This is a genomic window from Stappia sp. ICDLI1TA098 (assembly GCF_054880955.1).
In genome coordinates this window covers 1,131,817-1,152,482 of record NZ_JBTZBT010000001.1, presented here as the reverse complement: position 1 = coordinate 1,152,482, position 20,666 = coordinate 1,131,817, and the positions used below count along the sequence as shown (strand labels likewise).

Sequence of the window (20,666 nt, the reverse complement as noted above, 5' to 3'; positions counted from 1 at the left end):
GAAAAGGGGGGAACCATGACAACGCCCGTTGCGAAAAAACCTGACCGACAAGCCAGATTCCGGTTTCCCTCGGCCTATACGATCCTCTTCGCGCTGATCGTGATCGTCGCCGCGATGACCTGGATTATTCCCGCAGGCCAGTACGAACGTCAGGCATCGGCAACGCTTGGCAAGGAAATTCCCGTCGCCGGAACCTACGCGCCCACCGAGGCCAATCCTCAGGGCGTGTTCGACATCATCCTTGCCCCGATCGCCGGCTTCTACAATCCCGTCAGCTACGCGGCCAATGCCATCGACGTCGCGCTCTTCGTCCTGATGATCGGCGGCTTCATCGGCGTGGTGACGTCCACCGGCGCGATCGATGCCGGAATCAAGCGCGCCATGACACGGCTGAAGGGGCGGGAAAAATGGATGATCCCGATCCTCATGGCGCTGTTTGCCCTGGGAGGAACGACCGAGGGCATGGCCGAAGAAACGCTGGCCTTCTACGTTCTGCTGACGCCGGTGATGATCGCCGCCGGCTATGATGCTCTCACCGCCGCGGCTGTGGTTCTGCTGGGCGCGGGCGTCGGCGTGCTCGGCTCGACCGTCAATGCGTTTTCGACGGTCATCGCCTCGAATGCGGCGGGCGTGCCCTTCACCGACGGGCTGGCGCTGCGGCTCGTCATCCTCGCGCTGACCTTCGTGGCAACCGTGGCCTACGTCATGCGCTACGCCGAACGGGTCAAGGCCGACCCGTCGCGCTCGCTGGTGTTCGACCGCAAGGCCGAGAACGAGGCCTACTTTCGCAGCGCGAAGGAAACGGACGCGACAGAATTCACCCGCCTGCACAAAATCGTCCTGCTGCTTTTCGGGGCGACGTTTGCCGTGATGATCTGGGGCGTCTCCCTCGGGGGCTGGTGGATGGCCCAGATGAGCGGCCTGTTCATGATCGCGGGCATCGGCATCGGCATCGTCGCGCGGCTGGGGGAAAAGGGACTGGTGGAGGCCTTCGTCGGCGGCGCGCGCGACCTTCTGGGCGTGGCGCTGATCATCGGTCTGGCGCGTGGCATCGTCGTGGTGATGGACGCGGGCCACATCACCGACACGATCCTGCACTGGGCCGAAGGAACGGTGACGGGCCTGAGCCACATCGTCTTTATCAATGCCATGTACTGGATCCAGGTGGCGTTGTCGTTCCTGGTTCCCTCGACCTCCGGCCTTGCCGTTCTGTCGATGCCGATCCTGGCGCCCGTGGGCGACTTTGCCGGCGTGTCGCGCAGCCTTGTCGTCACGGCGTTTCAGTCGGCGGAAGGGGTCGTGAACCTGATCACACCGACCTCCGCCGTCGTCATGGGCGGGCTCGCCATCGCCCGCGTTCCCTACGAGCGTTGGCTGCTCTTTGTCTGGCCGGTGCTGCTCATGCTCACCGTCATCATCATGGCCGCCCTTAGCCTCGGCGTGCTTCTGGGAGGCCCTTCGACATGACCTTGACCTATGGCGTTCATTCCGAAGCGGGCAAGCTGCGCCGCGTTCTCGTTCACAAGCCCGGTGCCGCCATGGCGCGGCTGACGCCCGCCAACTGCGCGGAGCTGCTGTTCGACGATGTCATCTGGGTCAAGCGGGCGCGGATCGAGCACATGACCTTTGTCGATGCGATGCGCAATCGCGGCGTCGAGGTCGTTTTCCTGCGGCAAATGCTGGCCGAGACACTGGTCGACATGGAGGCGCGCCGCTGGCTGCTCGAGGCGCGGATCAGCGACGATGCCGTCGGCGTCGGCCTCGCCGACGACCTGCTGGCGCATCTGATGGAAATCGACGCCGGCTTGCTCTCGACCATCCTGATCGGCGGCATGAGCCGGGCGGAACTGCCGATCCCCGCAAAGGGTGTGCTGGCCCCGATGCTGGAGCCTGCGGATTTCATTCTGCCTCCCCTGCCCAATCACATCTTCACGCGCGACACCACCTGCTGGATCTACGGCGGCGTCACGCTCAATCCGATGCACTGGCCCGCAAGGCGCCTGGAGACACTGAACCTTGCCGCGATCTACCGGTTCCATCCAGATTTCAGGAATGCAGACTTCCCGGTCTGGTGGGGCGACCCGATGCAGGACCATGGACCGGCGACAGCCGAAGGCGGCGACGTCATGCCCATTGGCGGTGGATGTGTCCTGATCGGCATGGGCGAACGCACCACGCCACAGGCGGTTGGACAGATCGCCCGCGGGCTGTTTGCCAACGGTGGCGCCACGCGGGTGATCGCCTGCCAGTTCCCCCGTGCCCGCAGCTCCATGCACCTCGACACCGTCTTCACCTTCTGCGACCGCGACCTGGTTACCGTCTTCACCGAGGTGACCGATGCCATCCGCTGCTACAGCCTGCGCCCGGGAAAGGACACGGACGTCGACGTCGAGGCCGAGACGAAGCCGTTCCTGGAGGTTGTGGCGCACGCTCTCGGCCTGAAGATGCTGCGCACCGTCCCGACCGGCGGCGATTCCTACGAGAGCGCCCGCGAGCAGTGGGACGACGCCAACAATCTTCTGTGCCTCGAACCCGGCGTCGTCGTCGGATACGAGCGCAACGTCTATTCCAACACCCTGCTGCGCAAGGCGGGCGTCGAGGTCATCACCATCCCCGGTTCGGAACTCGGTCGCGGACGCGGCGGGTCGCATTGCATGACCTGCCCGCTGATCCGCGATCCCATCTAAGGAGTGCCCCATGCCACAGAACCTGCGCGGACGCAGTTTCCTGACGCTGCTCGATTTCTCTCCCGACGAGATCCGTCATCTGCTCAAGCTGGCGGCGATCCTCAAGGCCGCCAAGGCCGGCGGCTATGAAGTGCCGCATCTCAGCGGCAAGAACATCGCGCTGATCTTCGAGAAGGACAGCACACGGACCCGCAGCGGGTTCGAGGTTGCCGCCCATGACCAGGGCGCGCATGTCACCTATCTGGGCCCCTCGGGAAGCCACATCGGTCATAAGGAGTCGATGAAGGACACCGCCCGCGTGCTTGGTCGCTTCTATGACGGGATCGAGTATCGCGGCTTCGCCCAAAGCGATGCGCGGGTGCTGGCGGACTGCTCAGGCGTCCCGGTTTTCAACGGTCTGACGGACGATTTCCACCCCACGCAGATCCTCGCGGATCTGATGACCATGCGCGAATTCACCCACAAGCATCTTTCCGATATCTCGGTCTGCTTCATGGGCGATGCGGGCAACAATACGGGCGCGTCACTGATGGTCGGCGCGGCGATGATCGGCATGGACGTGCGGCTTTGCGGTCCGCAGGCGTGCTGGCCCGCCCCTGAGCTTGTCGCGAGATGCAGAGCCATCGCCGAAACCTCGGGCGCCCGCATCACCTTGACCGAGAAGCGCGCCGAAGGGCTGGAAGGGGCGGATTTCATCTACACCGATGTCTGGGTTTCCATGGGCGAGCCCGACGATGTCTGGGAAGAGCGGATCGCGCTGTTGTCGCCCTACCGCGTCACAAGGGCGGTCATGGAAAAAACCGGAAATCCGTACACCAAGTTCCTCCACTGCCTGCCCGCCTTCCACAACCGCGACACCGAAGTGGGCCAAGCCACCTTCGAAAAATTCGGCATCGACTGCATGGAAGTGACGGAGGAGGTGTTCGAAAGCCCCGCCTCTGTGGTCTTCGATCAGGCCGAGAACCGGATGCACACCATCAAGGCCGTTCTGGTCGCCACGATGGGAGCCTGACATGCGCGTTGTGGTCGCCCTTGGCGGGAACGCACTTCTCCAGCGCGGTCAACCGATGACCGCCGTCGCGCAACTTGAAAACGTGCGGACGGCGGCGGTCGCGCTCGCCGACCTGGCGCGTGATCACCAGATCGTCGTGGCGCATGGCAACGGCCCCCAGGTCGGCCTTCTGGCCCTCCAGGGGGCGGCCTTCGATCCGGGCAAACCCTGGCCGCTGGACGTGCTGGGCGCGGAGACCGAAGGCATGATCGGTTATCTCATCGAACAGGAGCTGATGAACGCCCTGCCCGAGGGATCGCATTGCGCCACCTTGCTCAGCCGGGTCGAGGTGGATCCGGACGATCCCGCCTTCGAGGCGCCGAGCAAGCCCATCGGCCCAGTCTACGGGGCGAGCGAGGCAGCAAAGGCGGCAAGCGACCATGGATGGGCGCTGGTAACCGAGGCGTCCGGCGGTCAACGCCGCGTGGTTCCCTCCCCCATACCCAGGAGGATCCTCGGGCTCCAGGCCATCGAGGTGCTTCTTGACGCGAACCATACGGTGATCTGCGCCGGCGGCGGTGGCATTCCGGTTGTGCGAAATGCGGCCGGCGAGATGGAGGGCGTGGAGGCCGTGATCGACAAGGATCGAACGGCGACCCTGCTGGCCCTGGGGCTCAAAGCGGAAGCCCTGTTGCTGTTGACCGATGTGGCCGCCGTCTTTCGGGACTTCGGCGGCCCTGCCCAGCGCGAGATCGGCACGATCACACCGGACGAGCTGGACGGGCTCGAACTGGCGCCGGGCTCGATGGGGCCCAAGGTCGGCGCGGCATCGGCCTTCGTCAGGGCCTGCGGCAAGCTTGCCGGCATTGGCCGCCTGACGGATGCCCGCGCCATCCTCGAGGGACGCGCCGGAACACGGATCCAGCCAGGCGCGGAGGCAAGCCCCTGACACACGGCCGGCCGAGGATTTGAACACCCACGTCGACACAAGGTGATGACTGCGGCGCATGGATGTGACAGGAACGCCGGGTCACCGGTCATGGTGACCGGGTGGTCCTCCACAATCGGTGCAAGGCACGGTGAGTGGATGTGCGCCCGCGACAGGATGCCAAGGCTCGCGGCAGCCCTAAGCTTCGCAAGCCAGCAAGGAACAAGATGATGAACCGGAACTTTCTTCTGATCCTGATTGGAGCGCTCGCGGTTTTGGCCGTCGGGGCCAGCTACATGTATTATCAGGAGCGGCAAAGCGGCATCGACATCAAGATCAACGAGAGCGGCATTTCCATCGACGGCAAGTGAATGCGCAGCCCGAGGCCCGGCCAGATGCAACGTATCGGGCCGGGCCTCGGCTTACGTCAGGCGAGCAGCGGTCCGACCTGATCGAGGTAGGCCGGATCGAACTCCGCAAACTCGGCCAGCCGCTCGTAATCGTCGAAAGAAACGAAGCCATCGCGAAAGGTGACCATTCCCTGTTCGCGCATCTGTCGCAGCACCCGATTGACGTGAACGGCGCTGAGCCCGAGCGCGTCGGCCATAAGGTATTGCGTCAAGGGACACGCATATCCCGCCTTGTTCCCCATGCCGACGAGGGAAAGCCTGGCTCCCAGTTCCAGCAGAAAATGCGCCATGCGTTCAGCCGCATTGCGCCGGCCGATGTCGACCAGATGCTCGACGACCATCGCCTCATCGCGGGATGCGGCCCACAGAACCGCCGTGGCCAGCCGGGGGGTATAGGCGAACGCCTCCATAAGATCGGACGCAAGCACCTCCGTCACCTCGATGTCGGTAACCGGTTCGACGCTTTGATCCGACATCTGCAGCAGCACGCTCCGCAGCCCCAGGAAATCGCCCGGGATTTGGAAGTCGACAATCTGCCGCTGTCCATCGCGCAGGAGCTTGTAGGAGAAGGCCCAGCCAGAGGTCAGGATATAGGCGGACTGCCCCCCCTGCCCCTGGTGGACGATATCGCGCCCGGCGGCAAAGATACGACGGCGCTCGTACAGCGTTTCCAGAACAGAAAGCTCATGCGCCGACAACGCAACAAACGCACCCAGTTTTCGGGCCAACGGTGTGTTTTTCAAATGCGCACCAACCTTCAAGACCAGCCGAATTGATATCACTAAAATACAACCGTCGACTGATGTCGATCAGCTCGCTGTCACAGAATATTTGAAATCCTGCATTGCGCACTGATTGGAAAATCCAAACAGGCGGTCAAGCCCGGAAGGCGACCAAAGCATGTCGGAACAGGACATCTATTCCGGAATCGCGGCGCTCACTCTTTGCGAGTCCCTTCTTCTTGCGCTCAACGATGCAAGGGTCCTGCCTGAAAGCGAGATCATGGGTATTCTGCGCGACGCCGCAGCCACACATGAGAACGCCAGCGGATCGGAGGAGGAGCTCGAAAAGCACAAGGCGGTTGCAGCGCTGATCAACCGCATCATCTCCAGCGGCAACTCCGTCCGCAGAATATGAAGTGCCCGGCCGCCCCCCACCCCCGAAAGGCGGACGCTGCCGGAATTGTCCGACATGACCAAGGTGGGGCGGCCGGTTGAGCGCGTGCCCATTGGTGTCCAGCCAGAGCAGGCATCCCTGGTGTTCTTCCCAGGAACGAGGAAACGCCCAGAACCGCAGCGCCTGCGAAAGCGGCCTAGACGGCGTCTGGCACTGATGCGCGCGTCTCTTTCACCTCAACCGCAATCCGCCTCCACAGCGCCGCAACCTCCTCGACCGTCCCGGCCGATGTGGCCGCAAGATCACGCGGATAGGCGACCTCGGCCGACTCCACGGCCCTGGTGGCGACGAACTGTCCATTGGACGCCCGCAGGACCCAGCCACTGGCGTCGCACACGGGCGCAACCAGATACAGCGCACCTGGCACCACCGCGTCTGGCCGCAGCTCGTCCGCCTCCCCCTCGACGCCCCACATGCGCGTCTTGGCCACCGGCGATATGGCATTGACCGCTATCCCGTGCTCCCGTCCCTCACGCGCCAGAATGTTGACGATCCCGATGGTTGCCATCTTCGCCGCCGCATAGGCGACAAGCCCCTGCTGGGCGTGTTCGGGGTAGATGGCGCGGTCCGACGTTGTAAGCAGGATGCGTCCGTATCCTTGACGGCGCATGGCGGGCCAGGCCGCCTGCGCGAGCCACAACGGTGTTTCGACACCGAGCCCCATCATGCGGTCCAGGAAGTCCGGCCTCAGCGCCTCGATTGCCTGATAGCCGACCCATCCGGCATTGTGGATCAGCACGTCAAGCCGTCCGTGATCGACGACAATCCCGCCGACCAGCGCGGCGCAGTCTTCCCGCGAGGCAATCGCGCCCGACGCGGCGAAGGCCTTGCCTCCGGCCGCAAGGATCCTTGCCGCTGCAGCCTCGGCAACCGTCGGATCGCCGCCCTGGCCAGCCGTATCCGTCCCGCTGTCCTGAACAATGACGGTCGCGCCACGTTCGGCCAGCCCCATTGCATAGGCGAAGCCGAGCCCGCGCCCAGCCCCGGTGACAAGCGCCACACGATTTGAAAAGTCGATCATCGAGCACCTCCTGCCGATCAGAATGAAATCGACCGGTGCCTCGGTCCAATACCGATGACATGACGCCGTGATAGGCGTGGGCTTAGATCAGCAGCGCCGTCTCCAGTTCGGTGGTCGCGGGATCGGGCTCCCCCGCGCGGCGGCACAGCATGAGTGAAAACCGCGCCGCTTCATCCGCTATCTGGCGATACGCGATCTCCTCCGGGCGGATCGAGGCCATGCTGGCCGGCACGATGGCAACACCGACTTCGACCGCGACGAGAGACAACACGGCATGCATGCCATGAGCTTCCTGCACGACGTCGGGGGCAAAACCGGCGACGGCGCACAGCCGCATCGCGCGGTCGAAGAACCCCGCGCCCTGCTCGCGGGGCCAGGACACAAAGGGCTCGGCGGCGAAATCGCCAATTTCAAACTCCCGAGCAGCGGCCAGACGGTGCGCCATCGGCAACGCCATTGCGAGGCGATCCGTATCGAACGGCACAGCGCGAACTCCTCCCGCGTCACCGAGCGGTGGAATTGCGATCGCAAGGTCAAGGTCGTTTGAACGAAGTGCCGCAATTTGCGCGGCGGTCGTCATCTCCCGTAGTTCGACGCGAACGTCGGGCCGCTGTCGCCGGAAGTCTCGAAGGGCCGCCGGCAGGCGGCCATACATCGCACTGCCAACGTATCCCAGCCGTACACGCCCCCGCTTTCCCGCCGCCGCATCGCGCGTTGCCGCCAGCGCGCCCCCCACCACGCTCAGGAGGTGGCGCGCCTGCTCCAGCAGCACACTGCCGGCGGCAGTCAGCTTGATTGTCTTGCGATTGCGATCGATCAGAGTCGCCCCGATTTCCTCCTCCAACCGCCGGATGGCGGCGGTCAACGGCGGTTGCGACATGCCAAGCCGCTCGGCCGCGCGCCGGAAATGCAGCTCCTCGGCAACAGCAACGAATTGGCGCAGCAGACGCAGATCGATACGGGGCAAAGGCTCATGGCTCATGGCGCTGTCGTCATTTGGGTGCTGCTTTCATTTGGATTGCGACCTCTTTGCGCGACGTCGCCCTGCTGCAAAGGCCACGAAACGCCGGCCCGGCCGATACCAGTCTTAAGGCATGTGCGAAACGGCACGGCTGTCCCTCGTGTGGCATCGCCGAATGGCAAACGCCCGCGGTGTCGACACTGCGGGCGTCTGGCGCCCCCCTCAGACAGCGACCTCGAGCCTCTGCTTCGCAGGCGAGGCATCGGCTTCGTACATCGACGTCCAGTTGAGCCCCCCGGCGTAACGCCAGTCCATGCCGCCGTCCTCACCTAGGGCGAAAAGGTGCATCCAGCGATTGTCGAACAGGGCGCGCACCTGCTCATGACGGCTAAGCACATCCGCCATCGCCTGCCGCGGCGCTTCGATGCAGACCGACAGCCGCAACGGGTCATGCGCGTACTGCTCACCGTCATGAACCGATTGCCAGGGAAGCCCGGCCCGCAACAGACCGCCATTGCCCTCGACGACACCGATCCCGCCGGTGACATTGTGCAGGAGCTTGTTGCCTCCGCCAAACACATCAGGCGCCACTGTGGATCCGTAATATTGCAGGCTGATCCAGCTCGCAACGACCGCCGGCGCGGTCAGGATCAGTTCGAGCACGCGGAAGTCTTGGTCCTGCGTCCAGTCGTAGTCATGCAGGAAGGCGCGGCCCTCCAGGCTCTTGCCCGCCGTGCGTGCTCTCGGTGCGGCGATGAACGCCTTGCATCCCGCCAGCGCCCATTCCGGCCGCGTCTCGGCCCAGTCGCGGCTGCGCCGCGCGATCTGCGCTTGTCCCGCCGCGCGCGGCAGCCGCACCGCCCGCTCGGTCCGCGCGATCCGGCCGGCGGCCGCCAACCAGCTCTTCAGCTCGTCGATATCCCGCTTGTGGTCGTCCGAGGGATGATCCTCGACATAGAGCGTCATCCGGTCCGTTGTCGTATCGTGCAGGCCGGCAAGGAACAGCGTGTCCAGCGGTATCTCGATGCCTTTCGCGGCAAGCCCCGCCCTGACATCCGGATCGTTCAGAAGCGCCGCCAGCAGCCGCGCGTTGACCTCGCCCGAGTAGCCCCCGCATGCCCCGCAATGAAGACCGCTGGCGTGCGGATTGTTGACAACACTGGCGCCGTGCCCCGCCAGCAGGACCACCCGTGCGAAGCCGCCGGTCAATGACATCGCCCGAAGCACCGTCTCGGCTGCATTGGTCCGCTCGGCAAGAGCGGGTACGGGGTCGAGCCGCGGCGCCGGATCGTTCGGCGCGGACGCCGCGTGCTGACCCAACGCATCGCCGAGCAATTTGCCGACATAGACCGGTCCCGTAGCCTCGACAAAGGCGAACGAGGAAACGGCCGCGAGCTTGAAGCGCCCCCAGGCGCGCCTGGCCCGCGCCTTGTACCGGGCGGCCCGGTCAGCGGCCATGATGTCGGGTGCACCGGAGCGAGACGTGAGGGCCGGGTTGAGCAACACGGGCAACCGCAGCTCCTCAACATCCGAGGCGAACCGCCGATGCGCCGTGGTCAGGCCAAAAAAGCCCGCGAAGCCGAGTGTCCGGATTGACGGATTCACGCTTTCCAGTGCGCGGCGAAACACCTCCGAGCGAACGTCGATGCAGAACGCGGCCTGTAGCGCCGGGCGATCACCGACCGGCTGCTGCGATGGCTTGGCAAGCGTTGCCGCCAGAGACCGCTGCGCCGCGCGTTCGGCCGCCTCCTGAAGGATCGCGTCGGTGACAAGATCGGCCGTCGGAGCGACTGGCTCGGCGTGCCGCGCGCAAACGTCCGCCCAGCTCTGCGCCAACCGCTCGCCATGATGCAGGAACAGGGCCTCCTCCCAGATCAGCCGGATCGCGAGGAGATCCGTGATCGTGTGGTCGCGCGCGCCCGCCAGGTCCGCCTTCCACAGCTTGTAGCGGGCGTATTGCGCCCAACCGCCCAGCGTCGCCAGCATCTGATGGAAATAGGTCTCCAGCGCTTCGCCGCCGATGCCCAGCCTCCCGGCTGCCCGGGCGATGGCGGCGGCGGCACTGTCGGGCGTCTCGGAGACATGGCGCGCGAAGCCGGTCAATCCGGCAATCTCCGGGGTCAGGTCGTGGGTGGCGACGGCCCGCCAGGCGGCATAGGCGCTGCGGCCGCGCGGTGCCGCCCACAGCGCCTGTCCCTCGTCGAAATATCCGGCCGCCCAGGCGCCGATCCGCTCTGCGATCACGCCTGGCCAATCGATGCCGGACACCTGCGCCGCCAGATCGGCAACAGTCGGCAGTGCGCACGGCGGCGCGACATGCCTGTTCGCCTCCGCCTTCAGATCGGCGGGACTGGCGGGCCTAAGCTGCACCGATGCAGCAGCCCAGGCATCGGCAAGATCGGCCTCGGAAATCACCCCGGCGGCGATCTGCCGCGCATACCAGTGCCGCGGCATCGTGACGGTGACGCCCGCCACCCGTGCCAGCCGCGCGCCGGCTTCCGCCAGGTTATCTCCCGTTTGCCCCAGAAAGGGATTGACCGCGACGCTCGACGCCAACGGCCAGAGCGGCGGAATGGACCGGGCCGCGGCGTCGGCGGCGGCTTCGATGAGCTGCGTGTCGGGCTTCGATGCGGATTGCGATTGTGACATGGTCAGGGCTCCGGATTGTTCAGGACGGGCTGCGGACGGACCAGCCGCCAATGAGCCGGTCGAAGACGGCGTTGAGGTAGAAGCCATTCGACAGATGCACGCGCAGACCGGCGGCGGCGGGGTGGTAGGCCCACAGCGGGAACATGGCTTGCACGATCGCGATGAGGCCGAAGCTGACGACCGCAAGCACGATCAGCGCCCATTCCAGCGGCCCAGGCGCGGGCGTGGCCGGCAAAATGCCGGCGGTCAGCGATGTCGCCCCCGTCTGGAGCGCGAAATAGCCGATGGAGGTCGCCACCGCATAGAAGACCGTGCGGCGGGTCAGCGCCCTTGGCGCTGCATCGGCAAGGCCTTGCGCGAGCATGTAGGCGACGCCGAAGATCAGGATGGCGCCGAGCGCCACGGCCTGCGGAGATTTGTGCGTCAGGCCAAACCCGGTGCCCACCAGCACATAAATGGCGAGCGCCGACAGAAAGGCCGATGCCACGGCTCCGCTCCCCGGCACGGCGATCGGGCCGGGTCTGGCGACCGCCGCGACCCGCTCCACCGCCCCGCCGGAGGCGAGGAAGGAATGCGCCTTGTAGAGCGAATGCGCCACGATGTGCAGCAGCGCCAGAGGGAAGAGCCCCAGCCCACACTCAAGGACCATGAACCCCATCTGCGCGACGGTGGACCAGGCAAGCGAGGTCTTAACCGCCGGCTGGGTCAGCATCACGAGGCTGCCGAACAGCGCGGTGAACCCGCCGACCAGCACCAGGACAGCAAGAACGCCGGGGGCCAGCAGCATGACGTCGGCGAAGCGTACCAGCAGGAACCCACCCCCGTTGATCACCCCGGCGTGGAGAAGTGCTGACACCGGCGTCGGCGTCTCCATTACCTCCGTCAACCAGCCGTGGGTCGGAAATTGTGCCGACTTGAGACAGGCCGCGAGCGCCAGCAGGCCAGCCGCCACAACGGCGAGAGCACCGCCCTGCCCCGTCCGCGCCTCTCCAAGGATCGCTCCGATGTCGAGCGTGTCATAGGCGGCGAAGAGAAACCCGGCAGCACCCAGCAACGCCGCATCGCCGAGCCGCGCGGTGATGAACTTCTTGCGCGCGGCGCGCTGCGCGCTGACGCGACCGGGGTAGAACAGCAGCAGCCGGTGGAGGAACACGCTGGTGGCGATCCAGGCGAGAACCAGTTGCAGGAGATTGCCGGCGGTGACGAGCAGCAGCACCGCGGCGAGCGTCGCGCAGAGCCATCCGGTGAAGGGCCCCTGCCGGGCCTCCCCGTCCAGGTAGGTTCCGGCATAGCGGATGACGATCCAGCCGATGAACGTGACGAGGACCAGCATCACCGCGCTGACCGCGTCCAGCCGAACCGACAGACCGACGCCCTGGATCCCGACGAGCGGACTGACGCCGGGGCCGAAAAAGATCAGCCCAACCGTCGCGGCAAGTCCCGCCGCGAGCGCCACGAGCGCCGCCGCTTCAGCAGCTCTGGCAAAGCCCCTTGGCCTGTTCGCGGTGTTCAGAAAGCCGACCGCGGCGCAGACGAGCAGCGCAACGGGCGCCAGCAACGGCAAGAGATGGATTGGCATGCGATGTCCCCCTTGGACGCACATTTCGGTTCGGGGGATTCGTAATCGAGCGGATCGAACAGAAAAAATTCATTGTTCCGTCAATATCGTTCGTTTTAATAGAACGATATGAGAGACCTGAACTTCAATCACCTGCGCTATTTCTGGGCGGTCGCGCATGAGGGAAGCCTGACGCGCGCCGCCGCGCTGATGAACCTGTCGCAGTCGGCCGTATCGGTTCAGATCCAGAAGCTCGAGCATCAGATGGGCCATCCGCTCTTCGAGCGTATTGGCAAAAAGCTGGTGCTGACGGAAGCCGGGCGTATCGCGCTCGACTATGCCGACACGGTGTTCAAGGCAGGCGACGAACTGATGAGCACCCTGCGCGGCCGACCGCTCGACAGCAGGCAAACCCTCAGGGTCGGTGCGTTGACAACGCTGTCTCGCAATTTCCAGCTCGAGTTCCTGCGCCCGCTGGTGGGTCGCTCCGACGTGGAACTTATCGTGCGCTCAGGAAACATTCGCGACCTTCTCGCGCAACTGGAGGCCCACGCCGTCGATGTGGTTCTGGCCAACAGCGCACCTCCCAGGGACGCCCGTTCATCGCTGCGCAACCACCTGCTGAACGAGCAGCCGGTCAGCCTGGTCGGCCGACCGAGGACCGACAAACGCACGTTCCGCTTCCCCGAAGACCTGCGCAACGAGCCCCTGCTTCTGCCAAGCCTCGACAGCGACATCCGCCTGGCGTTCGACCGGGTGCTCGAATTGGCCGGAATCAGGCCGACCATCCTGGCGGAAGTTGACGACATGGCGATGTTGCGCCTGCTCGCCCGCGAGCGGGAGGGCGTCACCCTCGTGCCCCCGATTGTCGTGCGCGATGAACTGGAATCCGGCGTGCTTGTCGAACACTGGCGCGTTCCCGAGGTCACGGAAAGCTTCTACGCCATCATTCAGGAGCGCCGGTTCCCCAATCCATTGCTGCCGGAGCTTCTCGGCGGGCGATGATGACCTCGCAGCGCGACCGCCCCGGACAACCGCGCGACCATGATGCGGCAAGCCAGACGCCCCGCCCTTGCGCCCCCGCCCAATCGGACCGGCAGGCTGCGGCGACGCCGTTCACGTAGACCCGGCATATGCCGGGAGAGAACTTCACGATCGGGCCAAAACCGGCCGCGTGACCTGCAACGCCTTCACGCAGATCCCGCCGCATGTTGGATCCGACCCGCCGCAGGACTGGATCGCTCTTCCCCCAACGCTCCGCGAGATGCAGGACTGGATGCAAAACTACGACAACCTCCTGATCGCCGCACCGCTCATTCCCACTCAATTGTTCCCGGGGGCTTGGAGGTGATGTCGTAGGTGACGCGGTTGATGCCCTCGACCTCGTTGATGATCCGCGTTGCGGTCTCGCCGAGGAACTCGTGGGTGAAGGGATAATAGTCCGCCGTCATGCCGTCGACAGACGTCACCGCGCGCAGCGCGCAGGCGTAGTCATAGGTGCGGTAGTCGCCCATGACGCCGACGGTGCGCACCGGCAGGATCGCCACGAAGGCCTGCCAGATCTCGTCGTAGAGACCGTGCTTGCGGATCTGGTCGATGTAGACGGCATCCGCCTTGCGCAGGATGTCGAGCTTGTCGCGGGTGATCTCTCCCGGGCAGCGGATGGCAAGCCCCGGTCCTGGAAAGGGATGGCGACCGATGAAGCTTTCCGGCAGGCCAAGCTCGCGGCCAAGCGCGCGCACCTCGTCCTTGAACAGCTCGCGCAGTGGCTCGACGAGCTTCAGGCCCATCTTCTCGGGCAAGCCGCCGACATTGTGATGGCTCTTGATCGTCACCGAGGGGCCGCCGGAGAAGCTGACGCTCTCGATCACGTCGGGATAGAGCGTGCCCTGCGCCAGGAACTCGGCGCCCTCGATCGCGTTGGCATGCTTCTGGAACACGTCGATGAAGAGCTTGCCGATGGTCTTGCGCTTGGTCTCCGGGTCCGAGACACCCTCGAGCGCGCCAAGGAAGAGCTCCTGCTCGTCGGCGTGGATCAGCGGGATGTTGTAGTTGTCGCGGAACATCGACACGACCTCGTCCACCTCGCCCAGGCGCAGCAGCCCGTGGTCGACGAAGACGCAGGTGAGCTGGTCGCCGATCGCCTCGTGGATCAGCACTGCCGCGACAGAACTGTCGACACCGCCGGACAGGCCGCAGATGACCTTCTTGTCGCCGACCTGCTCGCGGATCTTGCGGATCGCCTCCTCGCGATACGCGCCCATGGTCCAGTCGCCGGTGAAGCCGGCCAGCCTGACGAAGTTCTCGTAGAGCTTCCGACCGTTCGGCGTATGGTGGACCTCGGGATGAAACTGCACGGCGTAGAAGTCGCGCGTGAGATCAGCGGTGATCGCGAAGGGCGCATTGGGCGAGGTTCCGAAAACCTCGAAGCCCGGCGCCAGCGCGCTGACGTGATCGCCGTGGCTCATCCACACCTGCTCGCGCTCGCCCTCGAACCAGCCTTCGAGAAGCGCGATGCGCGCCTCGGATGGCTTGACATAGGCCCGGCCGAATTCGGCCGTGTTGTGCCCGCGCTCCACCTTGCCGCCCAGGCAGTGCATCATCACCTGCTGGCCGTAGCAGATGCCGAGGATCGGCACGCCGAGCCCGAAGACGCTTTCCGGCGGCATCGGCGCGCCGTCGGCGAAGACCGAATTGGGACCGCCGGAGAAGATCACGGCCTTCGGCGCGAAGTCGGCCAGGAAGGCATCCGTGACGTTCTGGAACGGATGAATTTCACAGTAGACGTTCAATTCGCGCAGGCGACGGGCGATGAGCTGCGTGACCTGGGAACCGAAGTCGATGATGAGGAGGCGATCATGCTGGGTCATGGCTCGCTTCTAGCGGAGGCATTGACGGATTTGAACCGAAATTTCACGCGCCGCCGCGCCTTGGCCGCAATGGCGATAAAGCCTGCGGATAGGTGGCCGGAGAACCATTGCGGGCTTTGACCCGGAACGGCAAGCCTCCTACGCTTGAAGCGCGGAAGGCTGTGCGAGTCGGACCTGGTCCCTCCCCTGGCCCGTGGCCGCAGAAAAAGGAGCCCTTCGAGGCATGGCCCCTCCCCCCGATACAGTCGGAACCGAAGAAGCGCTCGCCGAGGCGATCGCGCTCGAGGCCGCAGGCGAGCCGGAATCGGCATTGCGCATCTATCTGGCGCTTGCCGCCCGCGACCCGCACGACGCGGACGCGAACTACCGGGCCGGCACCGCGCTGATGCGACGCGGCGATCTGGACGACGCCGTCACCCTGTTGCGCCGGGTCGTATTCTCGCGCCCCGACCACGCGCCGGCGCGCGCCAACCTGGGCAACGCGCTGCTGCTGCTCGGCCGCGACGAACAGGCCCGCGAGGCCTTCATCGCCGTGCTGAAGAACGATCCCGACAACCGCAACGCCCTTTACGGCCTCGCGACGATCCTGATCCGCCTCGGCCGCCATGCGGAGGCGCAGAAGCTCTCCGCCCGGCTGCTCGCCGCCCTGCCCGACAGCGCCGCCGCGCTGACCCTGGATGCCGATGCACGCGGCTCCACCGGCGACGCCTCCGCCGTCGCCCAGTACCGTCACGCGCTGCGGCTCGACCCGGACTACCTCCCCGCGCTGAAAGGGCTTGCCGGGCTGCTCTTCCATCAGGGCCGCACGGCCGATGCCGAGGCCCACGTCCGCCACGCCCTGCGACGCGCGCCGGCGGATGTGGAAACGCGCGCCCTGCTCGGCTCCATCCTGCTTGCCCGCGAGGACTGGCCCGGCGCGCTCGATGCGCTCGGTTCCGCTCACGAGCACGACCCGGACAATCCGGAACATCTCGTCAACATGAGCCTCGCCTGCCGGCGCGCCGGCGATGTGGCGGGTGCGCTCGCCCATGCCCGCGACGCCTGGCAGGTCGACGGCGGGAACAAGGCCGCCGCCAATGCGCTCGGCGCCGCGCTGGCAGCCGCCGGTGCCGGCATCCAGGCCCGCGAGGTGCTCATGGCCGGCGGCAAGGCCGACCATGTCCCCGCCGGCGTCTGGCGCGATGTCGACGCCCTGGTCGTCCACCTGCGCGAGACCCAGGCGCGCGCCGTGGAGGAGCGGGCCCGCGCCCATGCCGCCTCCGAGGAGGATCACAGCGCGCCGCAATCTCCGGCACCCCAGGCTCTCGACGCCGGCGACACCGGCCCGGCTCCGACCACCACGCCGGCGGAGCCCGACGACGAACCCGATACGCTTCCGCTCTTCCCCGAGCACTGAAGCCAGGCGACACGACACGAAAACGGCGGGATCTCTCCCGCCGTTCTTTTTTCCGGGCCGACCATGGCCACCCCGGCATGGGCCGGCTTGGCGCGGGCCAAACTCACATGGCGTCGAAGTCGAGCACCACCTTCTCGCTCACCGGGCGCGACTGGCAGGTCAGCACGAAGCCCGCCTCCACTTCCCAGGGCTCCAGCGAGTAGTTGACGGCCATGTCGACCTCGCCTTCCTCCACCTTGGCGCGGCAGGTGCAGCACATGCCGCCCTTGCAGGAGTAAGGCGCCTCGACGCCGGCGCGCAGCGCCGCGTCGATGATCGTCTCGCCGCGCGCCACCGGCACGCTGATGCGGGTTCCGTCGATGACGAGATCGGCGACCGCGGCATGGTCCGTTGCGGAGCTGTCGCGCGCCGGCTTGGGCGCATGCGGCGCGGAGCCGTCGGCGGGCGTGAAGAACTCGCGGTGAATGCGCGCCTCGTCGAGGCCGAGTTCGGCGAGTGCCCGCGTTGCCGTCTCGATCATCTCGCCAGGACCGCAGAGGAAGATGCCGTCGGCCTCGCGCGCCGGCACCACATGGCTGAGCAGCACCTTGAGCTTCTCCTCGTCCAGGCGGCCGGAGAGCATCTCCACGTCCTGAGCCTCACGCGAAAGCACGTGAAAGACGCCGAACCGCGCCGGAAACAGGTCCTTCAGGTTCTCGATCTCTTCCTTGAAGATGATGCTCTGCGAGGTCTTGTTGCCGTAGAAGAGGTAGAATTCGCTCTCCGCCTCACGGGTCAGAACGGTGCGGATCATGGCCAGCACCGGGGTGATTCCGGAGCCGGCGGCGATCGCCACCAGCGTCCGCCGGCCGCCCTCGTGCCGGGGCAGAATGAAGCGGCCGGACGGCGTCATGACATCGATCTCGTCGCCGGGCTGCACATTCTCGTTGGCGAAGCAGGAGAAGGCGCCGCCGTCGATCTTCTTCACCGCGACACGCAGTTCGCCGTCATCCTCGCCGGCGCAGATCGAATAGGAGCGGCGCACGTCCGCGCCGTCGATGACCGTGCGCAGCGTCAGATACTGGCCGGCGGAAAAGCGATAGGCATCGCGCAGGCTCTCGGGGACCTCGAAGGAGATCGAAACCGCCTCGGCGGTCTCTTTCTTCACGTCCTTGACCTTCAGCGCATGGAAACGCGGCGACATGCGGGTACCTCCCAGTTAGCGGGTCTGGCAGCGGGCGAACGGAGATCCCCGTCCGGCGCCGTCAATGGCATTTGAAATAATCGAACGGCTCGGCGCAGGCGCGGCAGCGCCAGAGCGCCTTGCAGGCGGTCGAGCCGAATTCGGAGACCTTCTGCGTGTCGAGCGAGCCGCATTGCGGACAGGCGACCTCGTCGTCGCCGAAAAGCGCGCGGCGCGAGGCCTTGCCGGCCGGCGGGGCGATGCCGTAGGCGCGCAGCTTCTCGCGCGCCTCCTCGCTCAGCCAGTCCGTGGTCCAGGCCGGAGACAGCACCGTGTTGATCCTCACCGACGCGAAACCCGCCTTGAGAAGCGCGGCCTCAATGTCGAAGGTGAAGACGGCCATCGCCGGACACCCCGTGTAGGTCGGTGTGATGTCGACCTCGACCGCGCCGTCCTCGCCCACCCGCACGTCGCGGAGAACGCCGAGATCGGCGATTGTCAGGACCGGCACTTCCGGGTCGGGAACCTCGGCCGCCACGTCCCAGGCGCGCTTGCGCGTGAGAGCGGCGGCCAGATCATGCGTCTCGGCCGGGCTCATGGCTCACCACCTGAGGCCGGGATAGGCCCGCTGCATGTACTGCATCTCGGTCAGCAGATGGCCGAAGCTCTCCGAATGCCGGCCGCCGCGTCCGCCCGTCTGCATCCAGCCTTCCGGCGGCATGCGCAGCACGGCCTGGTCGAGAACATCGCGGATCGTCGAATGCCATTCATCGCGGATCGATGCCGGATCGACGGCGATCCCCTCGGCGACGAGCCGGGTCACGGCCTCGTCCGCCTCGAACAGCTCGCCGGTGTAGGGCCACAGCGTGTCGATCGCCTCCTGCATCCGCGCGGCGCTCTCCTGCGTGCCATCGCCCAGGCGGATCGTCCATTCGCTCGAGTGGCGCAGGTGATACGTCGCCTCCTTCTCCGCCTTGGCGGCGATGGCGGCGAGCGTCGCGTCCTTCGAGCCCGTCAGCTTGCGCCAGAACGGCAGCATGAAGGCGGAGAAGAAAAGCTGGCGCGCGATCGTATGGGCGAAGTCGCCGTTCGGCTGCTCGACCAGCAGGCAGTTGCCGAACTCGCGCTCCTTGCGCAGGAAGCAGAGTTGGTCCTCATCGCGCCCCTCGCCCTCGACCTCGCCGGCGTAGGTGTAGAGCGTGCGGGCCTGGCCGATGTGGTCGAGCGCCACATTGGCAAGACCGATGTCTTCCTCGAGCGTCGGCGCGTGGCCGCACCATTCTCCGAGGCGCTGGCCCAGGATCGCCGCGTCGTCGGCCAGCCGGAGCGTGTAGGTGAAAAGATCGATGGTCATCGCCTTGTCCTCCGCCCCGCTCACATGTTGCCGACTTCTTCGGGGATCTCATAGAAGGTGGGATGCCGGTAGATCTTCGAGGCGGTCGGCTCGAACAGCTCGTCCTTCTGCGAGGGGTCGGAGGCGACGATCTCGCTGGAGGGTACCACCCAGATCGACAGGCCCTCGCCGCGCCGCGTGTAGACATCGCGCGCCGCCTGCAGCGCCATTTCGGAGTCCGCCGCATGCACCGAGCCGCAATGGCGGTGCGCCATGCCCGTGCGCGAGCGGATGAAGACTTCCCAGAGCGGAGTGGTTTTCTCGGTCATCTGCGTTTCTCCCTCAAGCCGGCGGCGGGCGCATGCGCCCTGCCCCGACCGGCCGTGTCTGTTCTTGAAAGCAAGCAATTCGCGGCCGCGGCGCCGTGCCCGCGCGCCGCGGAAGATCCCTCGCCGCGCCCCTATTCGGCCGCGTGGCGTGCCGCCTCGCGTCGTGCCCGGCGCTTCTCAGCGTGGGCAAGGGCTGCCTCGCGCACCCAGGCTCCAGCCGCATCGGCCTTTTGGCGCGCGGCCAGCCGCTCGCGGTTGCACGGGCCGTCACCGGCGATCACCCGGTTGAATTCGTCCCAGTCGATCTCGCCATACTCCCAGTGCCCGGTCTCCTCATTGAGCCTGAGATCCGCGTCCGGGATCGTCAGTCCGAGGTAGTGGGCCTGCGGCACCGTGGCATCGATGAACTTCTGCCGCAGCTCATCGTTGGTGAAGCGTTTGATCTTCCAGGCCATCGACTGGGCCGAGTGCTTCGAATGGGTGTCGGAGGGACCGAACATCATCAGCGACGGCCACCACCAGCGGTTCAGCGCGTCCTGCACCATCTCCTTCTGCTCCTCGGAGGAGCGGCACATCTCCAGCAGCAGCTCGTAGCCCTGACGCTGGTGGAAGCTCTCTTCCTTGCAGACGCGGATCATGGCGCGCGAATAGGGGCCGTAGGAACAGCGGCACAGCGGGATCTGGTTCATGATCGCCGCGCCATCGACCAGCCAGCCGACCGCGCCGATGTCGGCCCAGGTCAGCGTCGGATAGTTGAAGATGGAGGAATACTTGGCCTTGCCCGACAGGAGCTGCCCGGTCAGTTCCTCGCGCGAGACGCCAAGCGTCTCCGCGGCGGAATAGAGGTAGAGGCCATGGCCGCCCTCGTCCTGCACCTTGGCAAGCAGCGCCGCCTTGCGCTTGAGGCTCGGCGCGCGGGTAATCCAGTTTCCTTCGGGCAGCATGCCGACGATCTCGGAATGGGCATGCTGGGAGATCTGGCGCACCAGCGTCTTGCGATACGCCTCCGGCATCCAGTCGTTCGGCTCGATCTTCTCTTCCGCGTCGACGCGCGCCTGGAAGGCCGCGACGCGCTCCGCGTCCTCGACCGCCGTCGCTTCCGTGTCACGGGCGTTCAGTGCCTGGGTATACATCGTGCTGGGCCTCCTCGATCCGACCTTGCCGCGCGGAACCAACGCGTCGCGGGGCGATGCGG

At 66.0% G+C, this 20,666-nt stretch carries 19 protein-coding genes; 8 read left to right on the top strand and 11 right to left on the bottom strand.

Annotation, left to right across the window (positions count from 1 at the left end; genetic code table 11):
* Nucleotides 1-15: 15 nt before the first annotated feature.
* From ACSLUQ_RS05215 to ACSLUQ_RS05195, 5 genes are all read left to right on the top strand, one after another.
* A complete protein-coding gene (locus tag ACSLUQ_RS05215; RefSeq protein ID WP_461807877.1) occupies nt 16-1,467 on the top strand; it encodes a YfcC family protein in 1,452 nt (483 codons plus the stop codon).
* Complete coding sequence (locus tag ACSLUQ_RS05210; RefSeq protein ID WP_417774179.1) at nt 1,464-2,687, top strand: arginine deiminase; 1,224 nt, start codon at nt 1,464-1,466, stop codon at nt 2,685-2,687. Before ACSLUQ_RS05215 ends, ACSLUQ_RS05210 begins: the two co-directional genes overlap by 4 nt.
* Nucleotides 2,688-2,697: 10 nt before the next feature.
* Nucleotides 2,698-3,699 (top strand): ornithine carbamoyltransferase, encoded by a 1,002-nt coding sequence (argF, locus tag ACSLUQ_RS05205; RefSeq protein WP_461807876.1) that lies wholly within the window; start codon nt 2,698-2,700, stop codon nt 3,697-3,699.
* A gap of 1 nt (nt 3,700) precedes the next feature.
* Complete coding sequence (locus ACSLUQ_RS05200) at nt 3,701-4,627, top strand: carbamate kinase (RefSeq protein WP_461807875.1); 927 nt, start codon at nt 3,701-3,703, stop codon at nt 4,625-4,627.
* Nucleotides 4,628-4,836: 209 nt separating this feature from the next.
* A complete protein-coding gene (locus ACSLUQ_RS05195) occupies nt 4,837-4,977 on the top strand; it encodes a hypothetical protein (RefSeq protein ID WP_417774182.1) in 141 nt (46 codons plus the stop codon).
* Nucleotides 4,978-5,033: 56 nt separating this feature from the next.
* Here the strand turns inward: ACSLUQ_RS05195 and ACSLUQ_RS05190 are convergent, their stop codons facing one another.
* Nucleotides 5,034-5,777, bottom strand: a complete 744-nt coding sequence (locus ACSLUQ_RS05190; protein WP_461807874.1) for a Crp/Fnr family transcriptional regulator — start codon at nt 5,775-5,777, stop codon at nt 5,034-5,036.
* Between the two features lie 139 nt (nt 5,778-5,916).
* On the opposite strand from ACSLUQ_RS05190, the gene ACSLUQ_RS05185 reads away from it, so the two are divergent.
* Complete coding sequence (locus ACSLUQ_RS05185) at nt 5,917-6,153, top strand: hypothetical protein (RefSeq protein WP_461807873.1); 237 nt, start codon at nt 5,917-5,919, stop codon at nt 6,151-6,153.
* A 175-nt stretch (nt 6,154-6,328) separates the two neighbouring features.
* Here ACSLUQ_RS05185 and ACSLUQ_RS05180 read toward each other — a convergent pair whose 3' ends face one another.
* The 4 genes from ACSLUQ_RS05180 to ACSLUQ_RS05165 all read right to left on the bottom strand — a co-directional run bounded on the left by ACSLUQ_RS05180 (nt 6,329) and on the right by ACSLUQ_RS05165 (nt 12,402).
* A complete protein-coding gene (locus tag ACSLUQ_RS05180; protein WP_461807872.1) occupies nt 6,329-7,213 on the bottom strand; it encodes an SDR family NAD(P)-dependent oxidoreductase in 885 nt (294 codons plus the stop codon).
* Between the two features lie 82 nt (nt 7,214-7,295).
* On the bottom strand, nt 7,296-8,195 hold the full coding sequence (locus tag ACSLUQ_RS05175; protein WP_417774186.1) for a LysR family transcriptional regulator: 900 nt from the start codon (nt 8,193-8,195) through the stop codon (nt 7,296-7,298).
* Nucleotides 8,196-8,396: 201 nt separating this feature from the next.
* Nucleotides 8,397-10,823, bottom strand: coding sequence for a YbcC family protein (locus ACSLUQ_RS05170; protein ID WP_461808466.1), 2,427 nt, complete (start codon nt 10,821-10,823; stop codon nt 8,397-8,399).
* A gap of 19 nt (nt 10,824-10,842) precedes the next feature.
* Complete coding sequence (locus ACSLUQ_RS05165; protein WP_461807871.1) at nt 10,843-12,402, bottom strand: NADH-quinone oxidoreductase subunit L; 1,560 nt, start codon at nt 12,400-12,402, stop codon at nt 10,843-10,845.
* Nucleotides 12,403-12,510: 108 nt separating this feature from the next.
* Between ACSLUQ_RS05165 and ACSLUQ_RS05160 the strand changes: the two genes are divergently transcribed.
* Nucleotides 12,511-13,386, top strand: a complete 876-nt coding sequence (locus ACSLUQ_RS05160) for a LysR family transcriptional regulator (protein ID WP_461807870.1) — start codon at nt 12,511-12,513, stop codon at nt 13,384-13,386.
* A 308-nt stretch (nt 13,387-13,694) separates the two neighbouring features.
* On the opposite strand, the gene guaA is transcribed toward ACSLUQ_RS05160, so the two are convergent.
* Nucleotides 13,695-15,251 (bottom strand): glutamine-hydrolyzing GMP synthase, encoded by a 1,557-nt coding sequence (gene guaA / locus ACSLUQ_RS05155; RefSeq protein WP_417774114.1) that lies wholly within the window; start codon nt 15,249-15,251, stop codon nt 13,695-13,697.
* A 223-nt stretch (nt 15,252-15,474) separates the two neighbouring features.
* On the opposite strand from guaA, the gene ACSLUQ_RS05150 reads away from it, so the two are divergent.
* Entirely contained in the window at nt 15,475-16,647 is a 1,173-nt protein-coding gene (locus ACSLUQ_RS05150) for a tetratricopeptide repeat protein (protein WP_461807869.1), read from the top strand.
* Nucleotides 16,648-16,750: 103 nt separating this feature from the next.
* Here the strand turns inward: ACSLUQ_RS05150 and paaE are convergent, their stop codons facing one another.
* The 5 genes from paaE to paaA all read right to left on the bottom strand — a co-directional run bounded on the left by paaE (nt 16,751) and on the right by paaA (nt 20,604).
* Entirely contained in the window at nt 16,751-17,830 is a 1,080-nt protein-coding gene (gene paaE / locus ACSLUQ_RS05145; protein ID WP_417774112.1) for a 1,2-phenylacetyl-CoA epoxidase subunit PaaE, read from the bottom strand.
* 61 nt (nt 17,831-17,891) lie between these two features.
* Nucleotides 17,892-18,407 (bottom strand): 1,2-phenylacetyl-CoA epoxidase subunit PaaD, encoded by a 516-nt coding sequence (gene paaD, locus ACSLUQ_RS05140; protein ID WP_417774111.1) that lies wholly within the window; start codon nt 18,405-18,407, stop codon nt 17,892-17,894.
* A gap of 3 nt (nt 18,408-18,410) precedes the next feature.
* The gene (gene paaC / locus ACSLUQ_RS05135; RefSeq protein WP_461807868.1) at nt 18,411-19,163 is read right to left on the bottom strand and encodes a 1,2-phenylacetyl-CoA epoxidase subunit PaaC; all 753 of its coding nucleotides are present in this window, start codon (nt 19,161-19,163) and stop codon (nt 18,411-18,413) included.
* A gap of 20 nt (nt 19,164-19,183) precedes the next feature.
* On the bottom strand, nt 19,184-19,471 hold the full coding sequence (gene paaB, locus ACSLUQ_RS05130) for a 1,2-phenylacetyl-CoA epoxidase subunit PaaB (RefSeq protein WP_417774109.1): 288 nt from the start codon (nt 19,469-19,471) through the stop codon (nt 19,184-19,186).
* Nucleotides 19,472-19,602: 131 nt separating this feature from the next.
* Nucleotides 19,603-20,604 (bottom strand): 1,2-phenylacetyl-CoA epoxidase subunit PaaA, encoded by a 1,002-nt coding sequence (paaA, locus tag ACSLUQ_RS05125; RefSeq protein WP_417774108.1) that lies wholly within the window; start codon nt 20,602-20,604, stop codon nt 19,603-19,605.
* Nucleotides 20,605-20,666 lie beyond the last annotated feature (62 nt).

What these genes read in the sequence shown, in the direction of transcription:
- ACSLUQ_RS05180 (WP_461807872.1), bottom strand. Translation starts at nt 7,213, where the DNA reads ATGATCGACTTTTCAAATCGTGTGGCGCTTGTCACCGGGGCTGGGCGC.
- argF (WP_461807876.1), top strand. Translation starts at nt 2,698, where the DNA reads ATGCCACAGAACCTGCGCGGACGCAGTTTCCTGACGCTGCTCGATTTC.
- ACSLUQ_RS05210 (WP_417774179.1), top strand. Translation starts at nt 1,464, where the DNA reads ATGACCTTGACCTATGGCGTTCATTCCGAAGCGGGCAAGCTGCGCCGC.
- ACSLUQ_RS05170 (WP_461808466.1), bottom strand. Translation starts at nt 10,823, where the DNA reads ATGTCACAATCGCAATCCGCATCGAAGCCCGACACGCAGCTCATCGAA.
- paaD (WP_417774111.1), bottom strand. Translation starts at nt 18,407, where the DNA reads ATGAGCCCGGCCGAGACGCATGATCTGGCCGCCGCTCTCACGCGCAAG.
- ACSLUQ_RS05195 (WP_417774182.1), top strand. Translation starts at nt 4,837, where the DNA reads ATGAACCGGAACTTTCTTCTGATCCTGATTGGAGCGCTCGCGGTTTTG.
- ACSLUQ_RS05165 (WP_461807871.1), bottom strand. Translation starts at nt 12,402, where the DNA reads ATGCCAATCCATCTCTTGCCGTTGCTGGCGCCCGTTGCGCTGCTCGTC.
- ACSLUQ_RS05150 (WP_461807869.1), top strand. Translation starts at nt 15,475, where the DNA reads ATGGCCCCTCCCCCCGATACAGTCGGAACCGAAGAAGCGCTCGCCGAG.
- guaA (WP_417774114.1), bottom strand. Translation starts at nt 15,251, where the DNA reads ATGACCCAGCATGATCGCCTCCTCATCATCGACTTCGGTTCCCAGGTC.
- ACSLUQ_RS05215 (WP_461807877.1), top strand. Translation starts at nt 16, where the DNA reads ATGACAACGCCCGTTGCGAAAAAACCTGACCGACAAGCCAGATTCCGG.
- ACSLUQ_RS05200 (WP_461807875.1), top strand. Translation starts at nt 3,701, where the DNA reads ATGCGCGTTGTGGTCGCCCTTGGCGGGAACGCACTTCTCCAGCGCGGT.
- paaA (WP_417774108.1), bottom strand. Translation starts at nt 20,604, where the DNA reads ATGTATACCCAGGCACTGAACGCCCGTGACACGGAAGCGACGGCGGTC.
- paaB (WP_417774109.1), bottom strand. Translation starts at nt 19,471, where the DNA reads ATGACCGAGAAAACCACTCCGCTCTGGGAAGTCTTCATCCGCTCGCGC.
- paaE (WP_417774112.1), bottom strand. Translation starts at nt 17,830, where the DNA reads ATGTCGCCGCGTTTCCATGCGCTGAAGGTCAAGGACGTGAAGAAAGAG.
- ACSLUQ_RS05160 (WP_461807870.1), top strand. Translation starts at nt 12,511, where the DNA reads ATGAGAGACCTGAACTTCAATCACCTGCGCTATTTCTGGGCGGTCGCG.
- ACSLUQ_RS05175 (WP_417774186.1), bottom strand. Translation starts at nt 8,195, where the DNA reads ATGAGCCATGAGCCTTTGCCCCGTATCGATCTGCGTCTGCTGCGCCAA.
- paaC (WP_461807868.1), bottom strand. Translation starts at nt 19,163, where the DNA reads ATGACCATCGATCTTTTCACCTACACGCTCCGGCTGGCCGACGACGCG.
- ACSLUQ_RS05185 (WP_461807873.1), top strand. Translation starts at nt 5,917, where the DNA reads ATGTCGGAACAGGACATCTATTCCGGAATCGCGGCGCTCACTCTTTGC.